This is a genomic window from Kocuria sp. CPCC 205297 (genome assembly GCF_040981035.1).
Lineage (GTDB): Bacteria > Actinomycetota > Actinomycetes > Actinomycetales > Micrococcaceae > Kocuria > Kocuria marina.
This window is the reverse complement of the sequence record NZ_JAVKPY010000004.1, coordinates 36,487-55,840: the sequence shown is the minus strand read 5'-3', so window position 1 is coordinate 55,840 and position 19,354 is coordinate 36,487. Positions and strand designations below refer to the sequence as shown.

At 68.5% G+C, this 19,354-nt stretch carries 18 protein-coding genes and 2 tRNA genes; 9 read left to right on the top strand and 11 right to left on the bottom strand.

Features of this window, described 5'->3' with window-relative positions; genetic code table 11:
* The first annotated feature begins 62 nt into the window (after positions 1 to 62).
* Positions 63 to 1,505 carry an adenylosuccinate lyase gene (gene purB / locus RF650_RS04555; protein ID WP_368814194.1) on the top strand — a complete coding sequence of 481 codons (1,443 nt, stop codon included), beginning with the start codon at positions 63 to 65 and terminating at the stop codon, positions 1,503 to 1,505.
* A 204-nt stretch (positions 1,506 to 1,709) separates the two neighbouring features.
* Here the strand turns inward: purB and RF650_RS04550 are convergent, their stop codons facing one another.
* The 5 genes from RF650_RS04550 to manA all read right to left on the bottom strand — a co-directional run bounded on the left by RF650_RS04550 (position 1,710) and on the right by manA (position 6,215).
* The gene (locus RF650_RS04550) at positions 1,710 to 2,873 is read right to left on the bottom strand and encodes a hypothetical protein (RefSeq protein WP_368814193.1); all 1,164 of its coding nucleotides are present in this window, start codon (positions 2,871 to 2,873) and stop codon (positions 1,710 to 1,712) included.
* A 37-nt stretch (positions 2,874 to 2,910) separates the two neighbouring features.
* Complete coding sequence (locus RF650_RS04545; protein WP_098055095.1) at positions 2,911 to 3,249, bottom strand: acylphosphatase; 339 nt, start codon at positions 3,247 to 3,249, stop codon at positions 2,911 to 2,913.
* A 256-nt stretch (positions 3,250 to 3,505) separates the two neighbouring features.
* Positions 3,506 to 4,168, bottom strand: coding sequence for an NAD(P)H-binding protein (locus RF650_RS04540; RefSeq protein ID WP_368814192.1), 663 nt, complete (start codon positions 4,166 to 4,168; stop codon positions 3,506 to 3,508).
* Between the two features lie 199 nt (positions 4,169 to 4,367).
* Positions 4,368 to 4,919 carry a TetR/AcrR family transcriptional regulator gene (locus RF650_RS04535; protein WP_368814191.1) on the bottom strand — a complete coding sequence of 184 codons (552 nt, stop codon included), beginning with the start codon at positions 4,917 to 4,919 and terminating at the stop codon, positions 4,368 to 4,370.
* 96 nt (positions 4,920 to 5,015) lie between these two features.
* Positions 5,016 to 6,215, bottom strand: a complete 1,200-nt coding sequence (gene manA / locus RF650_RS04530; protein WP_368814190.1) for a mannose-6-phosphate isomerase, class I — start codon at positions 6,213 to 6,215, stop codon at positions 5,016 to 5,018.
* 79 nt (positions 6,216 to 6,294) lie between these two features.
* On the opposite strand from manA, the gene RF650_RS04525 reads away from it, so the two are divergent.
* The gene (locus tag RF650_RS04525; RefSeq protein ID WP_368814189.1) at positions 6,295 to 7,704 is read left to right on the top strand and encodes a phosphomannomutase/phosphoglucomutase; all 1,410 of its coding nucleotides are present in this window, start codon (positions 6,295 to 6,297) and stop codon (positions 7,702 to 7,704) included.
* A gap of 153 nt (positions 7,705 to 7,857) precedes the next feature.
* On the opposite strand, the gene RF650_RS04520 is transcribed toward RF650_RS04525, so the two are convergent.
* From RF650_RS04520 to RF650_RS04510, 3 genes are all read right to left on the bottom strand, one after another.
* Entirely contained in the window at positions 7,858 to 9,048 is a 1,191-nt protein-coding gene (locus RF650_RS04520; protein WP_368814188.1) for a globin domain-containing protein, read from the bottom strand.
* Positions 9,049 to 9,104: 56 nt separating this feature from the next.
* On the bottom strand, positions 9,105 to 9,593 hold the full coding sequence (locus RF650_RS04515; protein ID WP_368814187.1) for an Rrf2 family transcriptional regulator: 489 nt from the start codon (positions 9,591 to 9,593) through the stop codon (positions 9,105 to 9,107).
* A 127-nt stretch (positions 9,594 to 9,720) separates the two neighbouring features.
* Positions 9,721 to 11,586 carry a phosphoenolpyruvate carboxykinase (GTP) gene (locus RF650_RS04510; protein WP_368814186.1) on the bottom strand — a complete coding sequence of 622 codons (1,866 nt, stop codon included), beginning with the start codon at positions 11,584 to 11,586 and terminating at the stop codon, positions 9,721 to 9,723.
* A 315-nt stretch (positions 11,587 to 11,901) separates the two neighbouring features.
* On the opposite strand from RF650_RS04510, the gene RF650_RS04505 reads away from it, so the two are divergent.
* Both RF650_RS04505 and RF650_RS04500 read left to right on the top strand, forming a co-directional pair.
* Positions 11,902 to 11,974 (top strand) — tRNA-Arg (locus tag RF650_RS04505).
* A 96-nt stretch (positions 11,975 to 12,070) separates the two neighbouring features.
* Positions 12,071 to 13,234, top strand: coding sequence for a DUF1524 domain-containing protein (locus RF650_RS04500; protein ID WP_368814185.1), 1,164 nt, complete (start codon positions 12,071 to 12,073; stop codon positions 13,232 to 13,234).
* Positions 13,235 to 13,314: 80 nt separating this feature from the next.
* Here RF650_RS04500 and RF650_RS04495 read toward each other — a convergent pair whose 3' ends face one another.
* The 3 genes from RF650_RS04495 to upp all read right to left on the bottom strand — a co-directional run bounded on the left by RF650_RS04495 (position 13,315) and on the right by upp (position 15,598).
* Positions 13,315 to 13,836: a histidine phosphatase family protein gene (locus tag RF650_RS04495; protein ID WP_131332262.1), complete on the bottom strand. Its 522-nt coding sequence runs from the start codon at positions 13,834 to 13,836 to the stop codon at positions 13,315 to 13,317.
* Between the two features lie 93 nt (positions 13,837 to 13,929).
* Positions 13,930 to 14,730 carry a winged helix-turn-helix domain-containing protein gene (locus RF650_RS04490; protein WP_085106103.1) on the bottom strand — a complete coding sequence of 267 codons (801 nt, stop codon included), beginning with the start codon at positions 14,728 to 14,730 and terminating at the stop codon, positions 13,930 to 13,932.
* 232 nt (positions 14,731 to 14,962) lie between these two features.
* Entirely contained in the window at positions 14,963 to 15,598 is a 636-nt protein-coding gene (gene upp / locus RF650_RS04485) for a uracil phosphoribosyltransferase (protein ID WP_368814184.1), read from the bottom strand.
* A gap of 156 nt (positions 15,599 to 15,754) precedes the next feature.
* Between upp and RF650_RS04480 the strand changes: the two genes are divergently transcribed.
* The 5 genes from RF650_RS04480 (at position 15,755) to RF650_RS04460 (ending at position 19,329) form a co-directional block, all read left to right on the top strand.
* Complete coding sequence (locus RF650_RS04480; protein ID WP_239317752.1) at positions 15,755 to 16,684, top strand: ABC transporter ATP-binding protein; 930 nt, start codon at positions 15,755 to 15,757, stop codon at positions 16,682 to 16,684.
* Complete coding sequence (locus tag RF650_RS04475) at positions 16,681 to 17,964, top strand: ABC transporter permease (RefSeq protein WP_368814183.1); 1,284 nt, start codon at positions 16,681 to 16,683, stop codon at positions 17,962 to 17,964. Before RF650_RS04480 ends, RF650_RS04475 begins: the two co-directional genes overlap by 4 nt.
* Positions 17,965 to 18,018: 54 nt before the next feature.
* Complete coding sequence (locus RF650_RS04470) at positions 18,019 to 18,687, top strand: hypothetical protein (protein WP_064845139.1); 669 nt, start codon at positions 18,019 to 18,021, stop codon at positions 18,685 to 18,687.
* A 51-nt stretch (positions 18,688 to 18,738) separates the two neighbouring features.
* Positions 18,739 to 19,176 carry a tRNA adenosine(34) deaminase TadA gene (tadA, locus tag RF650_RS04465; RefSeq protein WP_064845140.1) on the top strand — a complete coding sequence of 146 codons (438 nt, stop codon included), beginning with the start codon at positions 18,739 to 18,741 and terminating at the stop codon, positions 19,174 to 19,176.
* A 63-nt stretch (positions 19,177 to 19,239) separates the two neighbouring features.
* A tRNA-Ser gene (locus tag RF650_RS04460) sits at positions 19,240 to 19,329 on the top strand.
* The last annotated feature ends 25 nt before the right edge of the window (positions 19,330 to 19,354 follow it).

The window sequence follows — 19,354 nt, the reverse complement described above, 5'->3', positions numbered from 1 at the left end:
CATCCCGAGGACCGCGGTGCAGGACGTTCACCGCGGCGAGGGGCGCCCCGGCGCGTGAAAGAATGAGGGCCATGTCGAACACCGCGCAGACCCTTCCCTCCGGACGTGTGGCCCTGAGCCAGCAGTCACCCGCCATCGCGCTGGGACCGCTGGACGGCCGTTACCGCCCCCAGACCGCCGTGCTGGTGGACTACCTCTCGGAAGCGGCGCTAAACCGCGAACGGGTGCACGTGGAGGTCGAGTGGTTCATCCACCTGTGCGAGCAGCGAGCGCTCACGGGTCTGGAACCCCTCTCGGATGAGCAAAAGAGCGGTCTGCGTGCGATCGTCACGGACTTCGACGCCGCGTCGGTCGCGGAACTGGCTGAGATCGAGGCCGTCACGGTGCACGACGTCAAGGCGGTGGAGTACTACATCGGGCGAAGGCTGCCGGGGCTCGGCCTCGAGCACCTGACGCCGCTCGTGCACTTCGCGTGCACGTCCGAGGACATCAACAACCTCTCCTACGCGCTCGGCATCCGCGATGCGATCAACCACGTGTGGTTGCCCGCGGCGCGCGAACTGGTCGCGGCGGTGGCCACGATGGCGCGGGACGCGAAGGCCACCCCCATGCTGTCTCACACCCACGGCCAGCCGGCCACGCCCACGACCCTGGGCAAGGAACTCGCAGTGTTCGCGCGCCGCCTGGGCCGCCAGGTGCAGCGCGTGGCGGACACCGAGTTCCTGGGCAAGCTCAACGGCGCCACCGGGACGTTCGCAGCGCACACCGCCGCGGCCCCGGACACGGACTGGCCCGAGACCTCCCGGTCCTTCGTGAGCCACCTGGGGCTCACGTGGAACCCGCTGACCACCCAGATCGAGTCGCACGACTGGCAGGCCGAGCTGTACGCGGACATGGCCCGGTTCAACCGGATCCTGCACAACCTCTGCACGGACGTGTGGTCCTACATCTCGATCGGTTACTTCCACCAGATCCCGGTGGAGGGTGCCACGGGCTCCTCAACCATGCCGCACAAGGTCAACCCCATCCGCTTCGAGAACGCGGAAGCCAACGCGGAGATCTCGTGTTCGCTGCTGGACACGCTCGCCGCAACCCTCGTAACCTCTCGGTGGCAGCGGGACCTCACGGACTCCTCGTCCCAGCGCAACATCGGGGTGGCGTTCGGTCACTCGTTGCTGGCGGTGTCCAACGTGCTCAAGGGCCTCGACCGCCTGGACGTGGCACAGGAGGTGCTCGCCGAGGACCTGGACCAGAACTGGGAGGTCCTGGGCGAGGCAGTGCAGACCGCCATGCGCGCCGAGGCCATTGCGGGCCGCGAGGGCATGGACAACCCCTACGAGCGGCTCAAAGAACTCACCCGCGGTCACCGCGTGGACGCCGACCGGATGCGCGAGTTCATCGCGGGCCTCGGCCTCTCCGAGGACACCGCCCGGCGCTTGAGCGAGCTGAGCCCCGGGCAGTACACGGGCCTGGCCGAGCAGCTCGTGGACCGTTACCTGGACTGAGCCGCCGGCCCGGCCCGACGCCGCCCGGTCCCGCCCCCGGAGCGGCTCCGGGCAGGGCCGAGGCAGCACCAAACACCTGTGTCCCGGAACAGCACGCTCCACGCGTGATCACGTGCTGTTCCGGGACACAGATGTATTCGGGGGGCCCGGCGGAACTCACGAGCGCCGCCGGGCACCGCATGACCCCGCCCGGGGTTGTGCGCCCTACTTGCGCTTCTTCCGGCCCTTCGCGTCGGACTCCAGTTCCTTCCGATCACCGTCGGGGGAACCGTCCTCGAACTTCTCCGCGCGCTCACCCAAGGCAAGGTTGGGCGGGAACTCGTCCGGGAAATCCCCGAAGGCCTCGCGTGAGGCCTTGATGACCTGGCGGGCCATGGCCAGGTTGGCGCCGCCCCCCACCACGGCGCCCAGACCGAACGGCAGCGCGCGGCCCAGCACCGCGCCGGACTGGCGGGCCAGGAACCGCTTGACGAACATGTTGCGGATCGAGCGGCCCACGTCGAAGCGCTGGGAGCTGTCCGGGGACTTACCGAGCATCAGGCCCCACTTGCTCGTGAGGCTCTTGCTCGCGGACGAGCTGGACAGCAACTGGCCCATGAGTGCGCTCCCGTCCTCGCCGAGCATGAGCGCCATGATCATGGTCCGGTTCTGCTGCTCGTCCTTGGGCTCCACCCCGTGCAGTTCGGCCATGGCCTGCGCGTACAGGGCCGTAGTTTCCAGGTAGCCCGCCACGGCCGCGGAGGACAGCCCGAGGGACGCGATGGTGCCGATCCCGGGGACCGCCGCGGTGGCACCCACGGCGCCGCCGCCCACGGTCACGGAGCGCAGGTAGAGCTTCTCGGCACGCTTGGCGATCTGGGCGGGCGTCTCCTTGGGGTGCTGCGCACGCTCCCGCTTGAGCGCCTTGACCACCCACGGCTGTTGGATGCGCAGCACATGGTCCAGGAACTTGTTGACACCGGGCTTGGGTTTGCCGTTCTCGTCGAACGCCTTGTTCAGGGGGTTCAAGTCCATCAACGACCACTCCTCGAAACGGGTTGGGGGTGTTCGGCGGGTACCGCCGAACACATCAGCACTACTATTCCACAGCGCGCAGCGCTTTCGGTGTGCCCGACCCCCGGCGCATATCATGCGCGCGGCCGACGACGCCGCCACGGCCCCGTCCCACGCGCGGCTCACCCCGGAGTCCTGCCACCGCATGGCCGCGAGCAACATCATGGACAGCTGCTCGAAACCGCCCACCGTCTCGATCTTCAGTATCACGTCCATGGACGTGGCATCGAGCTCGGACAGCTGTTCCAGCAGATCCGCGACATCGTCCGCGCTGCGCACGAAGGACATGTTCACGATGTCCGCGTGCCGCGCCACGAAGCGCAGATCAACGGCAGGTGAACTCCGCCCGCGGTCAGTGCGTGCTGAAGTCGGTGAACGCCCCCGTGGGCGGGCCGAAGTGCTCGTCCACGGTGATCACCGCACCGGGGGTGTCCCGGGAGATGAGCGCCTGCAGCAGCTCACCCACGGCCCAGCGCGGACCCTCGGCCACAACGGTCACGGTGCCGTCCGGGTTGTTGGTGGCACTTCCCACGAGCCCCAATTTCTCGGCCTGGCGCCAGCACCAGTAGCGGAACCCCACGCCCTGCACGGTCCCGTGCACCACGGCGGTGAGGGCGATGGTCTCGTTCAGGTCCAGCTTGTCCTGATTGCGGCCGGCTGACGCGGCGGGATGAATCGACGGCATCTCCATGCCCCCAGCCTAGAAGACCCCAGCCTGGAAGACCCCGGTCGCAGCCACCCGGCAGACAGGGCCCGCAGGTCCGGAGCGGCTATCAGGACCGGGCACCGGGGCCGACTGTCGGGCCGAGCTGCTGGAGCCCGAACCATCAGGGCCTGATTCGCGGGGCCCGATCTGCCGCGACCGGGCGTGACAAATCGCCCGGCCCACGCGGACCCCGGTGGGGCCCGCCACGGACCGGGCGATCACGACTGACAAAGGTTGCAGGTCAGCCCAGGTTCTCGAGCGCCTCAGCGATCGGTGTGTCACCGTCGGAGAACTCGATGAACTTCCCGGCGGTGCCCCGCGGATCGGCGAGCGCCCGGGCGGCCACGAGGGCCACGTTGCCGCGTGCCGTCTTCTTCTCGTCGTCGCTGCCGGCGCGGCCCAGCGTGATCTCCCCCGAGGGGTCGTCGTCGGTGAGCGTCCCGGGACCCAGGATGGTCCACTCGAGGGAGCTCGCGCGCAAGTGGTCGTCCGCGTCCGCCTTGGACTGCGCGTAGGAGTAGAAGTCGTTGTCCTCGGGGACCCCGTGGTCCTGCCCGGCGCCCATATAGGACACCATGACGTAGTGCGAGACGCCGGCGGCCTGTGCGGCGTCCATGGAACGGATCGCGGCGTCCCGGTCCACGGCGTACGTGCGCTCGGGGTCGCCCCCGCCCGCGCCCGCGGACCACACGACAGCGTTCTGGCCGGAGAACAGCTCCGTCATGGCCTGTACGTCCAGCTCCTGGACGTCCGCGACGACCGGGGTGGCCCCGGTGTTCTCCACGTCCTGGCTCTGCTCCCGCTTGCGGATCACCGCGTTGACGGTGTCCCCCTGCGTGGACAGCAATCGGCTCAGCTGCAGCGCCACCTTGCCGTGGCCACCGATGATCGTGATCTCGGACATTGCGGGTCCTTCCTGTCGGAACGGGTGTCGCGGGGACAGCGCGTGCCCCCGACATCCAGTACAGCATGCGTCAGCGGCGGATTATTCCGAACCCCCGAGGCCCACCCGGTACCCCTGCCGCCGCGCGATATGGGGGTCCGCCGCGCCCGGTGGGGCCGGGAAGCCTCGGCCTCACGGGCCCGTTACACCCTGCGGGACCTCAGTTCTCGAGGCCGCCGTTGGCGAGGCTCGCGTTGACCACCCGGGCGAGGGCCGACAGGTCCGCCTCCTGCTGTTCGGCAAGCGCGTCCGCGAGCACGCCCAGTAGGCCGTGGACCACGAACCGGTCCCGGATCTCGACGACGCCGCGGCCCTCCCCGCTCTCGCGATCCTCCCGGAGGCTGCGCAGACCCGTCATGGCGTGTTCCGCGACCGCCCCACGTGCCAGGGAAGGACCGGGCCCGCACAGCATGGCCCGGTAGAACTCCTGGTGTTCGTCCAGGTGCGCCACGAGCGGAGGCAGGACCAGGTCCAGCGGACTGGCCTCGCGGTTCTGCAGGGCGCTCGGGTCCAGGGGGACGCGGGCCAGCAAGGATTGCGTGGCGCCGAGCAGCACTTGGTCCCGCGAGCCGAAGTTCTCGTACACGGCCTTACGACTGACCCCCGCGGCCTGCGCGATCTCGGTCATCCCCACCTGGGAGCCCCGGCACGCGACCAGTTCGACGGCGGCTTCTACCACGGCCGCACGGGTGCGTTCGATCCGCCGGTCCATGTGCGCTCCAATGTCAGGGTCGTAGAAAGGGTGCCCATCCATTGAACGCTCAAACAGGAAATTACGCGACAACCTAAAAGGTGAGACCCGAAACCCTCAGCGCGCGGGCGTAACCGCCTCCACGAGGAACACGCGCCCGTCCCCGCTCAGGGTCACCGTGCTCGGGGTCTCCAGGCAGATCAGGGACTCGCCCGACGTCGCTCGCGCACCCTCCGCGTCCGCGTCACCAGCAGAGCGCGCGGAGACCTCCACGCCCCCCTCGGTCACGAGCACCATGCACACCCCCGCGAGCTCCCGGGTGACGGGGCGCTGCGGGCTCACGCGCACCGCGGCCAGGGAGAGGGCGGGGTCCCACAGCGTGTACCGCACCACGCCGTCCTCGGCCTCGCGCGGTTCCAGGACGCTCACGGGTTGCTGGGCGGTGGCCATGACCCTCAGCAGTTCCGGGACGTCCACGTGCTTGGCGGTCAGACCAGCGCGCAGCACGTTGTCCGAGCACCCCATGATCTCCACCGCGGTGCCGCTGAGGTACGCGTGCACCTGTCGGTCCGGGGTGAACAGGGCCTGGCCGGGGGCCAGGTGCACCATGTTCATACACAAGGCCACGAGCAGACCCCGGTCACCCGGGTGGTGGTGGGTCAACAACCGGATCAGGTGCGTTGCGCGTTCCACGGGATCCGCCTCCGCGGACAACCGGGGTTTGTCCGCGTCCTCGCCGCGGGGCGAGGTGGCCGGGGTGGTATCCGCAGCGGTGACGCACGCGCGCACGGCGGCTGCAGCGGCGTCGTCGTCGAGCTCGAGCGCGTACTGCACGGGACACTCGGACGCCGCGGCGTCCGCGAGCCACGGGAGGTTCAGTTCCCGGGCGAGGCGCTTCAGGTCGGCCCGGTCCTGCTGACCCGCGAGCAACCACATGGGTGACAGCGCCACGACCGTCTCCGGTTTGGCGCGCTCGTCCTTGTAATTACGGTGCGCGGAGTCCCGCGCGACGCCCGCGGCGTTCTCCCGCGCGAACCCCTCACGGGCCTGTTCCTCGGACGGGTGCACCTGGATGGACAGCGGCGCCGCGATCGCGAGGATCTTCAGGAGGAACGGCAGGTCGGGGGCCACTTCGTCCAGGCCGCGCTGGACCCCGTCGAGGGTCACCCGGGACGGAGCGCTCGCGTGGGCACCCATCCACAGCTCGGCCTCGGGTTCCTCGGTGGGTGCGGAGCGCCCCTGCATGCCGGCGAGGACCGATCGCGATCCCCACGCGTAGTGCTGGATCGGATTGGTCATCCTCAAGAACTCGGCCATGTCGAACATGTAACCACAGCGCCCCGGAAAACGCCGGACTACCGGGGTTCACCGATCCCGCTCACGTAGAATCGGGACGGTGACCACAGATCTTTCCTCATCATTCAAGGCGTACGACGTCCGCGGCATCGTGGGCGAGAGCATCACCGCGGACAGCGTGCGCGCCACCGGTGCCGCGTTCGTGGACGTCCTGGGCCTGGCCGGCTCCGGGGTGGTCGTGGGCGGCGACATGCGCCCCTCTTCCCCCGAGTTCGTGGAGGCGTTCGCGGCCGGCGCCACCCGCCGCGGTGCGGACGTCACGGTGATCGGCAGCATCTCCACGGACGAGCTGTACTTCGCGTGCGGCACCCTGGACAGCGCCGGCGTCACCTTCACCGCGAGCCACAACCCGGCCGAGTACAACGGCATCAAGATGGCCAAGGCCGGGGCCGTCCCCGTCTCCTCGGACACCGGCCTGTACGAGATCCGCGACGTCGCACAGCGCTACCTGGACGCCGGGGAGATCCCGGCCTCCGAGCACCGCGGCCAGGTCTCGCGCCGGGACGTACTGGGTGACTACGCCCATTACTTGCGCAGCCTGGTGGACCTCTCCGGGATCCGCCCCCTCAAGGTCGTGGTGGACGCGGGCAACGGGATGGCCGGGCTGACCACTCCGGCGGTGCTCGGGGACGCACTGTTGGACCCGCTGCCGCTCGAGATCGTCCCGCTGTACTTCGAGCTGGACGGCACGTTCCCCAACCACCCCGCCAACCCACTCGAGCCCGCCAACCTCGAGGACCTGCAGCGGGCCGTGCGCGAGCACGGTGCGGACATCGGGCTCGCGTTCGACGGCGACGCCGACCGCTGCTTCGTGGTGGACCAGAACGGTGACCCCGTCTCCCCGTCCGCGGTGGCCGCGATCGTCGCCGAGCGCGAGATCACCCGGGCCCGCGCCGCGGGTGAGGACCGGCCCGTGGTGATCCACAACCTCATCACGTCCAAGGCGGTCCCCGAGCGGATCGAGGCCTCGGGCGGGCGTGCCGTGCGCACGCGCGTGGGCCACTCCTTCATCAAGGCGGTCATGGCCTCCGAGCGCGCCGTCTTCGGCGGTGAGCACTCCGCGCACTACTACTTCAAGGACTTCTTCAACGCGGACACGGGCATGCTCGCCGCGATGCACGTGCTGGCCGCGCTGGGTGAACAGGACGCGCCGCTGAGCGATCTCATGCGCACGTACGACCCCTACGTGGCCTCCGGGGAGATCAACTCCGAGATCGAGGACAAGGCCGCCGCGGTGGACCGCGTCCGGGCACACTTCGCAGCCACGGACCCCGCCGTGCAGGTCGAGGACATGGACGGCACCACGTTCACCCACCCCGAGCAGGGCTGGTGGTTCAACCTGCGTCCGTCCAACACCGAGCCGTTCCTGCGGCTCAACGTGGAGGCCCCGGACGCCGCCGCCATGGAGTCGGTGCGGGACACCGTCCTGCAGCTCGTCCGGCAGGACTGAGCCCGCCCGGGCGCCGCGGGTCCCACCCGCGGCACTCCCGCTCGAAACGCCGTCCCCGGGCACCCGCCGCGGGCTGCCCGGGACGGCCCGCAGAACACGACGACGCCACGCGGCCCAGGTGGCCACGCGGCGTCGTCGTCATGTCAGGGAGGCTCAGGCGTTCGCGGCGCGCGCCTCATCGTGGAGCATCCACTGGTCGGGACCGAAGATCTCGTAGTGAATGTTGCGCCCCTGCACACCCTTCTCGATGAGCTGCGAGCGCAGCGCCTTCATGAAGGGCAGGGGGCCGCACATGAACGCGTTGGTGTCCTCGTCCACGTCCAGGTCCACGTCCGCGATGTTCATGAAACCCTCGTGGTCGCCCTCACCGGGGGTCTCCATCCAGGTGATCATCGTGGCGTTGGGCAGGCTGTCCACGAGACGCTCCATGATCTGGCGGCCGGGCCAGCGTTCCTTGGAATGATCCGCGTGCAGCACGGTGACCTTGCGCTGCGAACCCTCCTTGGCCAGGCGGTCCAGGAACGCGACGATGGGCGTGGTGCCGATGCCGGCCGAGGCCAGCACGAGCGAGCCGTGGCCCTCGTCCAACACCACGTCCCCGTAGGGGTTGGAGATCTCCAGGACGTCGCCCTCGTTGATGTCCTCGTGCAGGATGGGCGTGACCTCGCCGTGGGGATCCTTGCGGATCACCACGCGGCGGTGGCCCTCCTGGGAGGGCACCAGTGTGAACTGGCGGGGCTGGCGGATCCCGTCCTTGACCTTGACCTGGATGGTCACGTACTGACCGGGGATGGAGCGGGTCAGCGGGGTGTCGTCCGCGGGTTCGAACTCGAACGCCACCACGCCTTCGGCGATGTTCTCCTTGGACACGAGTCTGAAGGGCGCGAACATGACGTCATTGGCCTGCTGACCGTAAAGGCCCTTCTCGAGCTTGATCAGCGCATCCGCCATGAGCCAGTACACCTCGTCCCATGCGGCCACGACCTCGGGGGTCGCGGCGTCACCCAGGTCCGCGGCGATGGCCCCGAACAGGTGCTCATGGACGGTGGGGTACTCCTCGGGCAGCAACCCCAGGGACGCGTGCTTGTGGGCCACGCGCGAGAGCACCTCGTCCGGGTAGGAGTCCGGGTGGTTGAGCAGGTGCGAGGCGAAGGCCGCGATGGAACCGGCAAGCGCCTGCGGCTGGGTGCCGTTCTTCTGGTTGGAACGGCTGAACATGCCGTCCAGCAGATCGGGGCGGGCGTTGAACATGGACTTGTAGAACTCGGGGGTGATCGCGGGGATCCGCTCGGCGATCACGCCGATGGTTTGCTCGATGACCGGGCGGGACTTCTGGGACAGCATGATGATTTCCTCTCATCGCGGTGTGACGAGAGTCAATTTAGCATTTGAAATGCACGTTAAAGAACCGACGCTTCATCCCTGGTGGCGGGGGTTCGCACGCTCGGGGGACGCAGCCCCAGTTGCACCGCGATGGGGCCCACCTGGCGGGGGTTCACGAGGTCCGCGATGGTGATGCCGTCCAGTTCCCGGTAGAAGGCCTCACGCGCCCCGGCCAGGGCCCGGCGCAGCCGGCAGCCATGGTTGAGCGGGCACGCGACCTCGTCCGCCTCGCACTCCACGATCGCGGTGTCCGCCTCCAGGATCCGCAACACCTGGCCCACACTGGCCTCCCGGCCCTCGTCCGTGAGCATGACCCCGCCAGCGCGCCCGCGTTGCGAGCACAACAGGGACATCCCGCGCAGTTTGGCCACCGTCTTGGCCACGTGGTTGTACGGCGCCCCCACGCCGTCCGCGATGCGCTGCGTGGACATCATGGTGTCCGGGGGCAGCCCTCCCATGAGCAGCAGCACCCGCAGCGCGATGTCCGAAAAAGCTGTCAGCCGCACAGTTGTCCCTTCGTCACCGGCCCGCCCTCAGCCCACCGATGACGACGCCGCGCGGCCGGTCTGGCCGCGCGGCGTGATCATACAGGATGGCCCGGCCCGCGTGACAACGCGGATCGGGAGACCGGCGTCAGCTGTTGCGCAACCGGTCCTCGAGCCCGGCGCGCTGTTCGAGGATCACCTCGGGCACGTCGCCGAGGCGCGCGAACCACTCGTCGATCCCGGGCAGTTCGTTGAGCCACTCGTCCTTGTCCACGCGCAGCGCGGCCTCGAGATCGGCGTCGGAGATGTCCAGGCCGGTCAGGTCCAGGTCCTCCTTGCCCGGGACCACACCCACGGGGGTCTCGTGTCCCTCCGCGGTGCCCTTGAGGCGTTCGACGATCCACTTGACCACGCGGGAGTTCTCCCCGAAGCCGGGCCACGCGAAACCGCCCTCCGGGGTGCGGCGGAACCAGTTGACGTAGTAGATCCGCGGCATGTTCTCCTCGCCCACGCGGGCGCCGGTGTCCAGCCAGTGCTCCAGGTAGTCATTGACGTTATAGCCGATGAACGGGAGCATGGCCATGGGGTCACGGCGCACCACACCCACGGCGCCCTTGGCGGCCGCGGTGGTCTCGGAGGACAGCGTGGCTCCCTGGAAGACGCCGTGTTCCCACCCGAAGGACTCGGAGACCAGAGGCACGGTCGTCTTGCGGCGGCCACCGAAGATGATCGCGGACAGCGGCACACCTTCGGGGTCGTCGTACTCGGGGGCCAGGATCTCGACCTGCTTGATGGGGGTGCAGAACCGGGAGTTGGGGTGCGCGGCGGGGCGGCCGGACTCGGGGGTCCAGTCGTTGCCCTTCCAGTCCGTGAGGTGCTCGGGGATGTCGTCGGTCATACCCTCCCACCACACGCCGCCGTCGTCGGTCAGCGCCACGTTGGTGAAGATGGTGTTGCCGCGTTCGATCGCCCGCATGGCGTTGGGGTTGGTGGACCACCCGGTGCCGGGTGCCACACCGAACAGGCCGGCCTCCGGGTTGACCACGCGCGGGGTGTGGTCCTTGCCGAAGCGGATCCAGGCGATGTCGTCCCCGACCATCTCGGCCTTCCAACCCTCGATGGTGGGCTCGAGCATCGCGAAGTTGGTCTTGCCGCACGCGGACGGGAACGCCCCCGCGATGTAGTGGGACTCCCCCTGCGGGTCGGTGATCTTGAGGATGAGCATGTGCTCAGCCAGCCAGCCCTCGTCATGGGCGATCGCCGAGGCGATGCGCAGCGCGTAGCACTTCTTGCCCAGCAGCGCGTTGCCGCCGTAACCGGAGCCGAAGGACCAGATGGCCCGGTCCTCGGGGAACTGCACGATGTACTTGGCGGGGTTGCACGGCCACGGCACGTCCTGCTCGCCGGGCTGCAGCGGGGCACCCAGGGAGTGGACGCACTCCACGAACTCCGCCTTGTCGCGGGACATCTTCTCGAGGACGGGCGTGCCGATCGTGGCCATGATCCGCATGGAGCACACTACATAGGGCGAGTCCGTGATCTCCACGCCGTACTGGGGCTTCTGAGCGTCCAGTGAGCCCATCACGAACGGGATCACGTACATGGTGCGACCGCGCATGGCCCCGTTAAAACGCTTGGTCAGCGTCTCCTTCATGGCCGTGGGGTCTTCCCAGTTGTTGGTGGGACCGGCACCCTTCTCGGTCTTGGTGCAGATGAACGTGCGCTCCTCCACGCGGGCCACGTCCTCGGGGTCCGAGAACGCCGCGAAGGAATTGGGGAGCTTCTCGTCCGAGAGCCGGACCAGGGTGCCCGCCTCCACCATGAGGTCGGTGAGCCGGGTCCACTCGGCTTCCGAACCGTCTGCCCAGTGGATGTGATCCGGCTGGGCCAGCTCGGCGATCCCACGCACCCAGTCCACGAGCTCCCGGTAATCCGTGGGGGGATTGTCCAGGGACTGCTGGACCTCGCGGTTCAAGGCGGTGGTCCCGGTGGTTGCTGTGCCGTTGTCAGCCATTGACATGTCTCCTCGTTGAGGCCGTCGTACGTGCCGCTTCCCGCCGAGGTGCGCCGCCCGTTCATACTTGCCACGTCACTGTGGAACGGTTCCGGGGGCCGACCTCGCAAGGGGTTGCGCGCGGGTGTGCCTGGAGTCTATCGCGGGGGGGGCCTTCCGGAACGCGAGTTACACCACATCGCGGCCCCGACCACACGGCTCGCACCGCCCAGCCGCCCCGGCACCGCGAGGGCATCGCTCCGGCGCGATTTGTCGCCGGGCACCGGCGGGTGTAAGTTATTACCCGTTGCAAGGGCCTCGGTCGTTGCTTCAGGAGCGCCTGTAGCTCAACGGATAGAGCATCTGACTACGGATCAGAAGGTTGTAGGTTCGAATCCTATCGGGCGCACTTCTTGTCGGACCCCGCATCCCCCAGGATGCGGGGTCCTTCTCATTCACCGCCGCGCCTCGGTATCAGGATCGGCTCCAGGATCGAGGTACCGCCGTGTCCCCTCTCACGACCCCCGTTCGTCGTCTCGCCCTGGGCGCCGCGGCGCTCGCGCTGGCCCTCACGGGGTGCGCGGCTCCCACCGATTCGGCGGCACCCTCCGCGACCACGAGCGCTGCGGCCCCGACGACGGCGCCCGCCGCGCAGTCACCGTCCCCCACCCGGAGCGCGGAAGACGCGACGTCCCCCGCGGCGGCGGCGTCCCCGCAGGACGCCACCGATCACGCGGCGGCCGGGACCGCGCTGGCCGCGCTCGGGGACCTGCCCGTGAAGGGGCGCGCGCCCAAGACCGACTACTCGCGGGACCAGTTCGGCCCGCGCTGGGCGGACACCGATCACAACGGCTGCGACACTCGCAACGACATCCTGCGCCGGGACCTCACGGGGATCGCCGTCAAGCCGGGGACGCACGGGTGCAACGTGAGCTCCGGGGCGCTCGAGAGCCCGTACACCGGAGAGACGATCGACTTCGTGGCCGGGCAGGCCACGAGCTCACAGGTGCAGATCGATCACGTGGTCGCACTGTCGGACGCGTGGCAGAAGGGCGCGCAGCAGCTCGACGCCGCGCGGCGCACCGAACTCGCGAACGACCCGCTCAACCTGCTCGCCGTGGACGGTTCGAGCAACAACACCAAGTCGGACGCGGACGCCGCCACGTGGCTGCCGCCGCGCACCGGCGAGCGCTGCGAGTACGTGGCCACCCAGATCGCGGTCAAGCAGCGCTACGAGCTGTGGGTCACCGACGCCGAGAAGAACGCCATGGTGCGCGTGCTCGACACGTGCCCCGAGCAGCCGCTGCCCGAAGCGCGTCCCATCCCGGATCCCGCGGACTCACCCGCGGCTCCCGTGACCGAGGCGCCGGCTGCGCAAGCGGCAGCGGCCGAGGCGCCCTCGACTCCGGAGGCGGAGGCACCGGCCCCTGTGGCACCCGCTCCGGCCGCACCCGGTGCGGGCGCGGGATCCGATCCTGCGGACGCTGCCGTCGCGGAGGCCGAGGCGCCCGGTGCGGGAGTTCCGGGCGTTCCGGGTGCGGACGTCTACTTCTCGCGGTGCGCCGAGGCGCGCACGGCGGGGATGGCCCCGCTCTACGCCGGCACGCCGGGGTACCGTCCCGGCTTGGACGGCGACGGCGACGGCGTGGCCTGCGAGTCCAGGAGCTGAGCACCGGCTCGGGGTGAACTCCACACCCGAGGGGGCTCCGCATGAGCTCCATGCCTGCGGCGCATGGAACCGTGCGGGTTCTAGACCCCCGGGGTGTGGAAGCGCGTGAGGCGGGCGTCGGCGCCGTCGAGCACGGCCCAGTCCCCGGGGACCTCGAGCACCGCGGTGCCCCCGGTCGGGAAACCCGTGGCGGCCTCCATCATGGCGTCCTGGTCCGAGTCACGAGAGGCCAGGCGCAGGACGGTGTCCAGCACCCCGGGCATGTGGGCGACCACCATGAGGGTGCGCACGGTTTCCGGGGCGTGGTTCACGGCGGCGATGATCTGCGCGTCCGTGGCGTCGTAGAGCCCGTCCCACAACTGCGGAGTGGGGGCCTTCTCCCCGAGTTCATGGCACACCCACGTGATGGTCTGGCGGGTGCGCAGCGCCGGGGACACCAGGATCATGTCCGGCGCGGCATGTTCGGCCAGCCACCGTCCCACGTCCGCGGCCTCACGGGCACCGCGCGTCAGCAGTGGGCGGTCGTGGTCCGGGACGTCCCGCGGGAAGTCCGCTTCCCCGTGCCGCATGATCACCAGGTGCTTGAGGTCGTGGGGTGCCATGGGCCCCAGTGTGTCACGGCGGGGTGCAGCCCGGTCACGGAAGCAACGCGACGGCGCGCTCCCGGGTGAGCGCGGTCTCGCGACTGAGGAGGATCAGATGGAGTACTCGGGCGCGGCCCACACGACGACCTCGGGGTGGTCGTAGAACCGGTACCCCTGACCGCGAACGGTGCGCACGGTGTTGGCCAAGCGACCCAGCTTGGAACGCAACCGCCGCACGTGCACGTCGATCGTGCGCTCGGAGGGGACCTCCTCGGCGTCGCCCCACAGGCTGTCGAGCAGCTCGGTGCGGCCCACGGTGCGGGTGCCGTTCTCCACGAGGTAGTTGAGCAGTTCGAACTCGCGGTGGGTCAGGTTCAGCAGCTCCCCGTCCAGGAACACTTCGCGGCGGGAGAGGTCGATCAACACGCCCACCCGCTGACGGTCAATCGCGCTCCCGGCACCGGCCGCGGGCAGCGGCGCAATGGGTTCGATCACCGGGTCCGAGAACGTGGGGTCACCCAACGCGCTGCGCACGACTTCGAGGTCCGTACCTTCCGCGTGCACCGGGGCGAGGGCCACGGCGGCGTAGGAATCGGACTCGGGGACCGCGGAGCTGATGAACTGGCGGACGTCCTGCACGAGCTGCACGAGGTTGATCCCGCGGTCGGCGGCGGCTTGCTCGTCCACGCCCACGTAGATCACGAAGCCGCGGGCCTCGGTGGGCTGCTGCCCCGCGCCCGGTTGACGTTCCAGGCGTGAATCGGCACCGTGTTCGGCGGCGACGGAACGCAGGTGTCGGAAATCCTCAGCGGTCCCCACCATGCGATGCGCCCCGCGGGGTCGGGCCGTGGACTGGGCTCCACCCAGTCGGTGTCGCTGCGAGATGTGGACGTAACCCGGTGCGCCTGACATTCGAACCCCTGCCTCGTGATGCCCCCGTTCCCATGAATTCCCTGGAAAACGGCATTGCCATCATGTTCTGCGACGCGCGGCTGGATTGGCAAGTAATATATGGGTTTTTTTCTCACATAGTGAGACCTGCTCTTGATTCACGCGATCCCATGGCGAAATGGATTGCATTCTCGCCGAGATGAGGGGCTACTTCCCCGCTCGAGATGCTTTCCGAGAGCCGACGAGCGGGGCCTCAGTGCGCGACGCCGTACAGGCGGTCGCCCGCATCCCCGAGGCCGGGAACGATGTACGCGTTCTCGTCCAGTCGTTCGTCCACGGACGCCAGCACCACATTGACCTCGCTGTCGTCCAGTTCCCGGGTCAACCGGTCGAGGCCCTCGGGCGCCGCCAGCAAGCACACGCACGTGATCTGTTCGGCACCGCGGCGGTAGAGGAACTTGATGGCCTCGCTCAGCGTGCCACCCGTGGCGAGCATGGGATCGAGCACGTACACCTGACGGCCCGTGAGATCGTCCGGCAGCCGTTCGGCGTACGTGATGATGTCCAGCGTGGTGTCGTCACGCGCCATCCCCAGGAACCCGACCTCCGCGGTGGGGATCAACCGGGTCATCCCCTCGAGCATGCCCAGCCCCGCGCGCAGGATGGGCACCACGAGCGGCCGCGGGTACGCGAGCGCGATCCCCTGGGTCTCGGCCACCGGGGTCCGTACCGTGACCGGCTCCACGCGCACGTCCCGGGTCGCCTCGTACGCCAGCAGGGTGACCAGTTCCTCCACCAACAACCGGAACACCGGGGAGGAGGTGTCCTCGTCGCGCAGCACACTCAGTTTGTGGGCGACCAGGGGGTGATCCAAGACAGTGACTCGCATACCTCAGAATCTAGCAGCCGCCGCAGGGCCCGCGGACGTCACAGATTCATCACACGCCGGGGAAGATCAGCCGAAGGGACGAGGACGTGCCATAGGGTCATACGGGAGACTCGACATGGTTCTGCACACGGCAATCCTCGGAAGGGACACCTGAATATGACGGCTCCGGTTCTCGAAACGGAGAATTTGGTCAAGATCTACGGTAGAGGAGAAACCCGCTTCGACGCCCTCAAGGGCATCAACCTGGAGATCGGCAAAGGCGAGTCCGTTGCGGTGGTGGGAAAATCCGGTTCGGGCAAATCCACTCTCATGCACCTGCTGGCGTTGCTGGACGCCCCCACGCACGGCGTCGTGGCCCTGGAGGGCAAGCCCACCGGGGATCTGAATGCCAAAGAAATCAACGAACTGCGCAATTCCGCGTTCGGTTTCGTGTTCCAGCAGTTCTTCCTGACCCCTAATCAGAGCGTGTTGGAAAACGTCACGCTCCCCCTTAAGATCGCGGGTGTTCCGGCCGGTGAGCGCAAACGCCGCGGCATGGAAGTCCTCGACCAACTGGACATGGCGGGCAAGGCCGAGAACAAGGCCACCGATCTTTCGGGTGGTCAGAAACAGCGCGTGGTGATCGCGCGAGCCCTGATCAACGAACCCTCCGTGATCTTCGCGGACGAGCCCACCGGGAACCTGGACTCGGCAACGTCCCGGGTTGTGGAGGACATCCTCTTCGGGCTCAACCGGGACAAGGGCATCACCCTGGTGGTCGTGACCCACGATCTGGACCTCGCGCAGCAGTGCTCCCGGCAGATCTACCTCGTGGACGGGCAGATCGTACCGACCCCGGAGGCGGCCACGAACGACGTCGTCGATCGGCAGCCGCGCCGCGCCGCGCACCCGGCAGGCGCCGACGACGCCACCGGGACCGTCCGGATCACCGAGCCCACGACCGGCGAGATGATCACCCTCAGCGAGGCCGACGCCGCCGAGCTCACCCGCGCCGCCCAGGAACCCGTGCGGCCGGGCAAGCACGCCGCCCCTTGGGCCACCAACACCCCACACCGCCCGACCGACCAGCCAGGAGCCACCGCGTGAAATTCCTCGATCTGCTGCGCACGGCGATCGCCAACACGTTCCGGTCCAAGGCCCGCACCATCCTGACCGTGATTGCCATCTTCATCGGTTCCTTCACGCTCACGCTGACCTCGGGCATTGGCACCGGCGTCAACGACTACATCGACAAGACCGTGGCCGCGTTCGGTAACCAGAACGCCCTGTACGTCCAGAAGGTGTCCGAGCGCTCCACCCCCGGCTCCGGCCAGGAGGACGGGCCCACCGAGTACGACCCCGAGCAGGCCAATGTGCAGACGGGGTTCGGTTCGGTCGAAGGGCTCACGGACGCCGACATCGACAAGATCAGGGATATCGACGGCGTGGAGTCCGTGGACCCCATGTACATGGTCACGCCCACCTACCTGGAGGCCCCCGACGGCAAGAAGTTCCAGCTGAGCCTGGGTTCCCCGGCGGAAGCGGAAGGGCTGCAGCTGGAGGCCGGTGAGACCCCGGACCGGTCCGCGGACGAGATCCTGCTGCCCGCCTCCTGGGTGGCGCCCCTGGGCTTCGACTCCAACGAGGACGCCGTGGGCAAAACCGTGACGATCGCCATGCGCAACGCCGCCGGCGAGACCCGAGCCTTCGACGTCCGGGTCTCCGGCATCAGCCAGGCCTCCCTCGCGGGCGCGTCCACCAGCCCCATTCCCTCGTCGGAGCTGAACAAGAAGCTGTACGAGTACCAGACCTCGGGCTCACCCCGGAAGATGCCCAACACGTACTTCACAGCCACGGCCAACCTGAGCGACAACACCGAGGTGGGCCCCATCAAGTCCCAGCTCGCGGACGACGACATGCTGGGCGTGACGGTCGAGGACCAGCTCGGGATGTTCCGGGCCGTGATCAACGGGATCGTGTGGATCCTCAACTCCTTCGCGATCATCGCGCTGCTCGCGGCCGGATTCGGCATCGTGAACACGCTGCTCATGTCCGTCCAGGAACGCACCCGCGAGATCGGGCTCATGAAGGCCATGGGGATGAGCGGGGGCAAGGTCTTCGGCCTGTTCTCCCTCGAGGCCATCTTCATCGGTTTCCTGGGCTCCGCGATCGGAGCCGCTGTGGGCGTGGCCACCGGCAGCATCCTCAGCGGGGTCCTCTCCAACGGGTTGCTTTCCTCGCTGCCCGGGCTGAGTCTGTTCTTGTTCGACCCGCTCAAGATCGTGATCATCATCCTCGCGGTGATGTTCATCGCGTTCCTCGCCGGGACCATCCCCGCCATGCGGGCGGCCCGGCAGGATCCCATCAATGCCCTTCGATACGAGTAATCCCCCAACACTCACGCAGTATCACTCGCACGATGCACAGGAAGGACAGTCCTCATGAGCAACGACACCCCCAACAACAACCCGCACAACCCTCCGTACGGTGACCCGGGCGCGACCCAGCCCGTGCCGCCCCAGCCCCTCGGGCAGGGCGCCGTCAACGGCTCGCCCCAGGGGCAGCAGTACGGCATGACCGGCGGCAAGTACGGCACCTCGGAGTACAACCCCAACCAGTACACCGGCACCATGGACCGCCCCTCCACGGTGGACAAGCTGCTCAAGCTGACCCTGGCGTCCCTGGGGCTCTACGTCCTCAACGGCATCATCGGCCTGATCGCGGCGAGCAGCGTGGACTACACCCAGATGTACCGCGACATGGGCCTGAGCACGGAAATGGCCGATCAGAGCGCGAGCCAGATGGCCATGACCACCGGTCCCGTCGCCAGCATCATCAGCCTGATCATCGGACTCGCGCTGTACTTCCTGGTCTACAACGGCCTGAAGAAGGGCAAGAACTGGGCTCGCATCCTGGGCACCGTCCTCGCGGCCATCGCCATCCTGAGCGGAATCTTCGGCCTGTTCGGTGTCTTCATCTACCCCGCGCCGTGGAACATCATCATGGCCATCCTGATGATCGTGAAGGTCGTGGTGGACATCCTGTGGATCGTGACCGCGTTCCGCGCCCCTACCTCCGCGTGGTTCAACCAGAACCGCGTCCAGCGCTGACACAGCGTGGCATTACCGCACACCGCCAGGTCCATCCAGCTCTCGGGCTGGATGGACCTGGCTCTGTCAGAGGCCCGCGCCACGGAAGGCACGGGGGACGTGCCGATCGGCGCCGTCGTCCTGGACCCGGACGGCCGGGTCATCGGGCGCGGGTACAACCGCCGCGAGGCCGACGGCGATCCCACCGCCCACGCCGAGGTCCTGGCCCTGCGAAAGGCTTCCCGCGCGCTGGGGTCCTGGCGGCTGGAAGGCTGCACCCTGGTGGTGACGCTCGAACCGTGCGCCATGTGCGCCGGGGCGATCGTGCTGGCTCGGGTGCCCACCGTGGTGTTCGGGGCATGGGACCCCAAGGCGGGGGCGTGTGGATCGGTGTTCGACATCGTGCGTGATCCGCGCCTGAACCACTGGGTGGAGGTCACGGGCGGGGTTCGCGAGGCCGAGTGCGCCGCCTTGCTGCACGAGTTCTTCCGGGGCCACCGCAACCCCTGAGCCGGGCCGCGCCCAGCCCTGGTTTGGAGGGGTTGCGCCCCGGGCTGTAAAGTGCTGGGAGTTGGTGACGTGTCCGAGCGGCCGAAGGTGCATCACTCGAAATGATGTTTGGTGTCAAAGCCAACGTGGGTTCAAATCCCACCGTCACCGCCAAATTTCGAGGCCCCTGCCTCCCCGA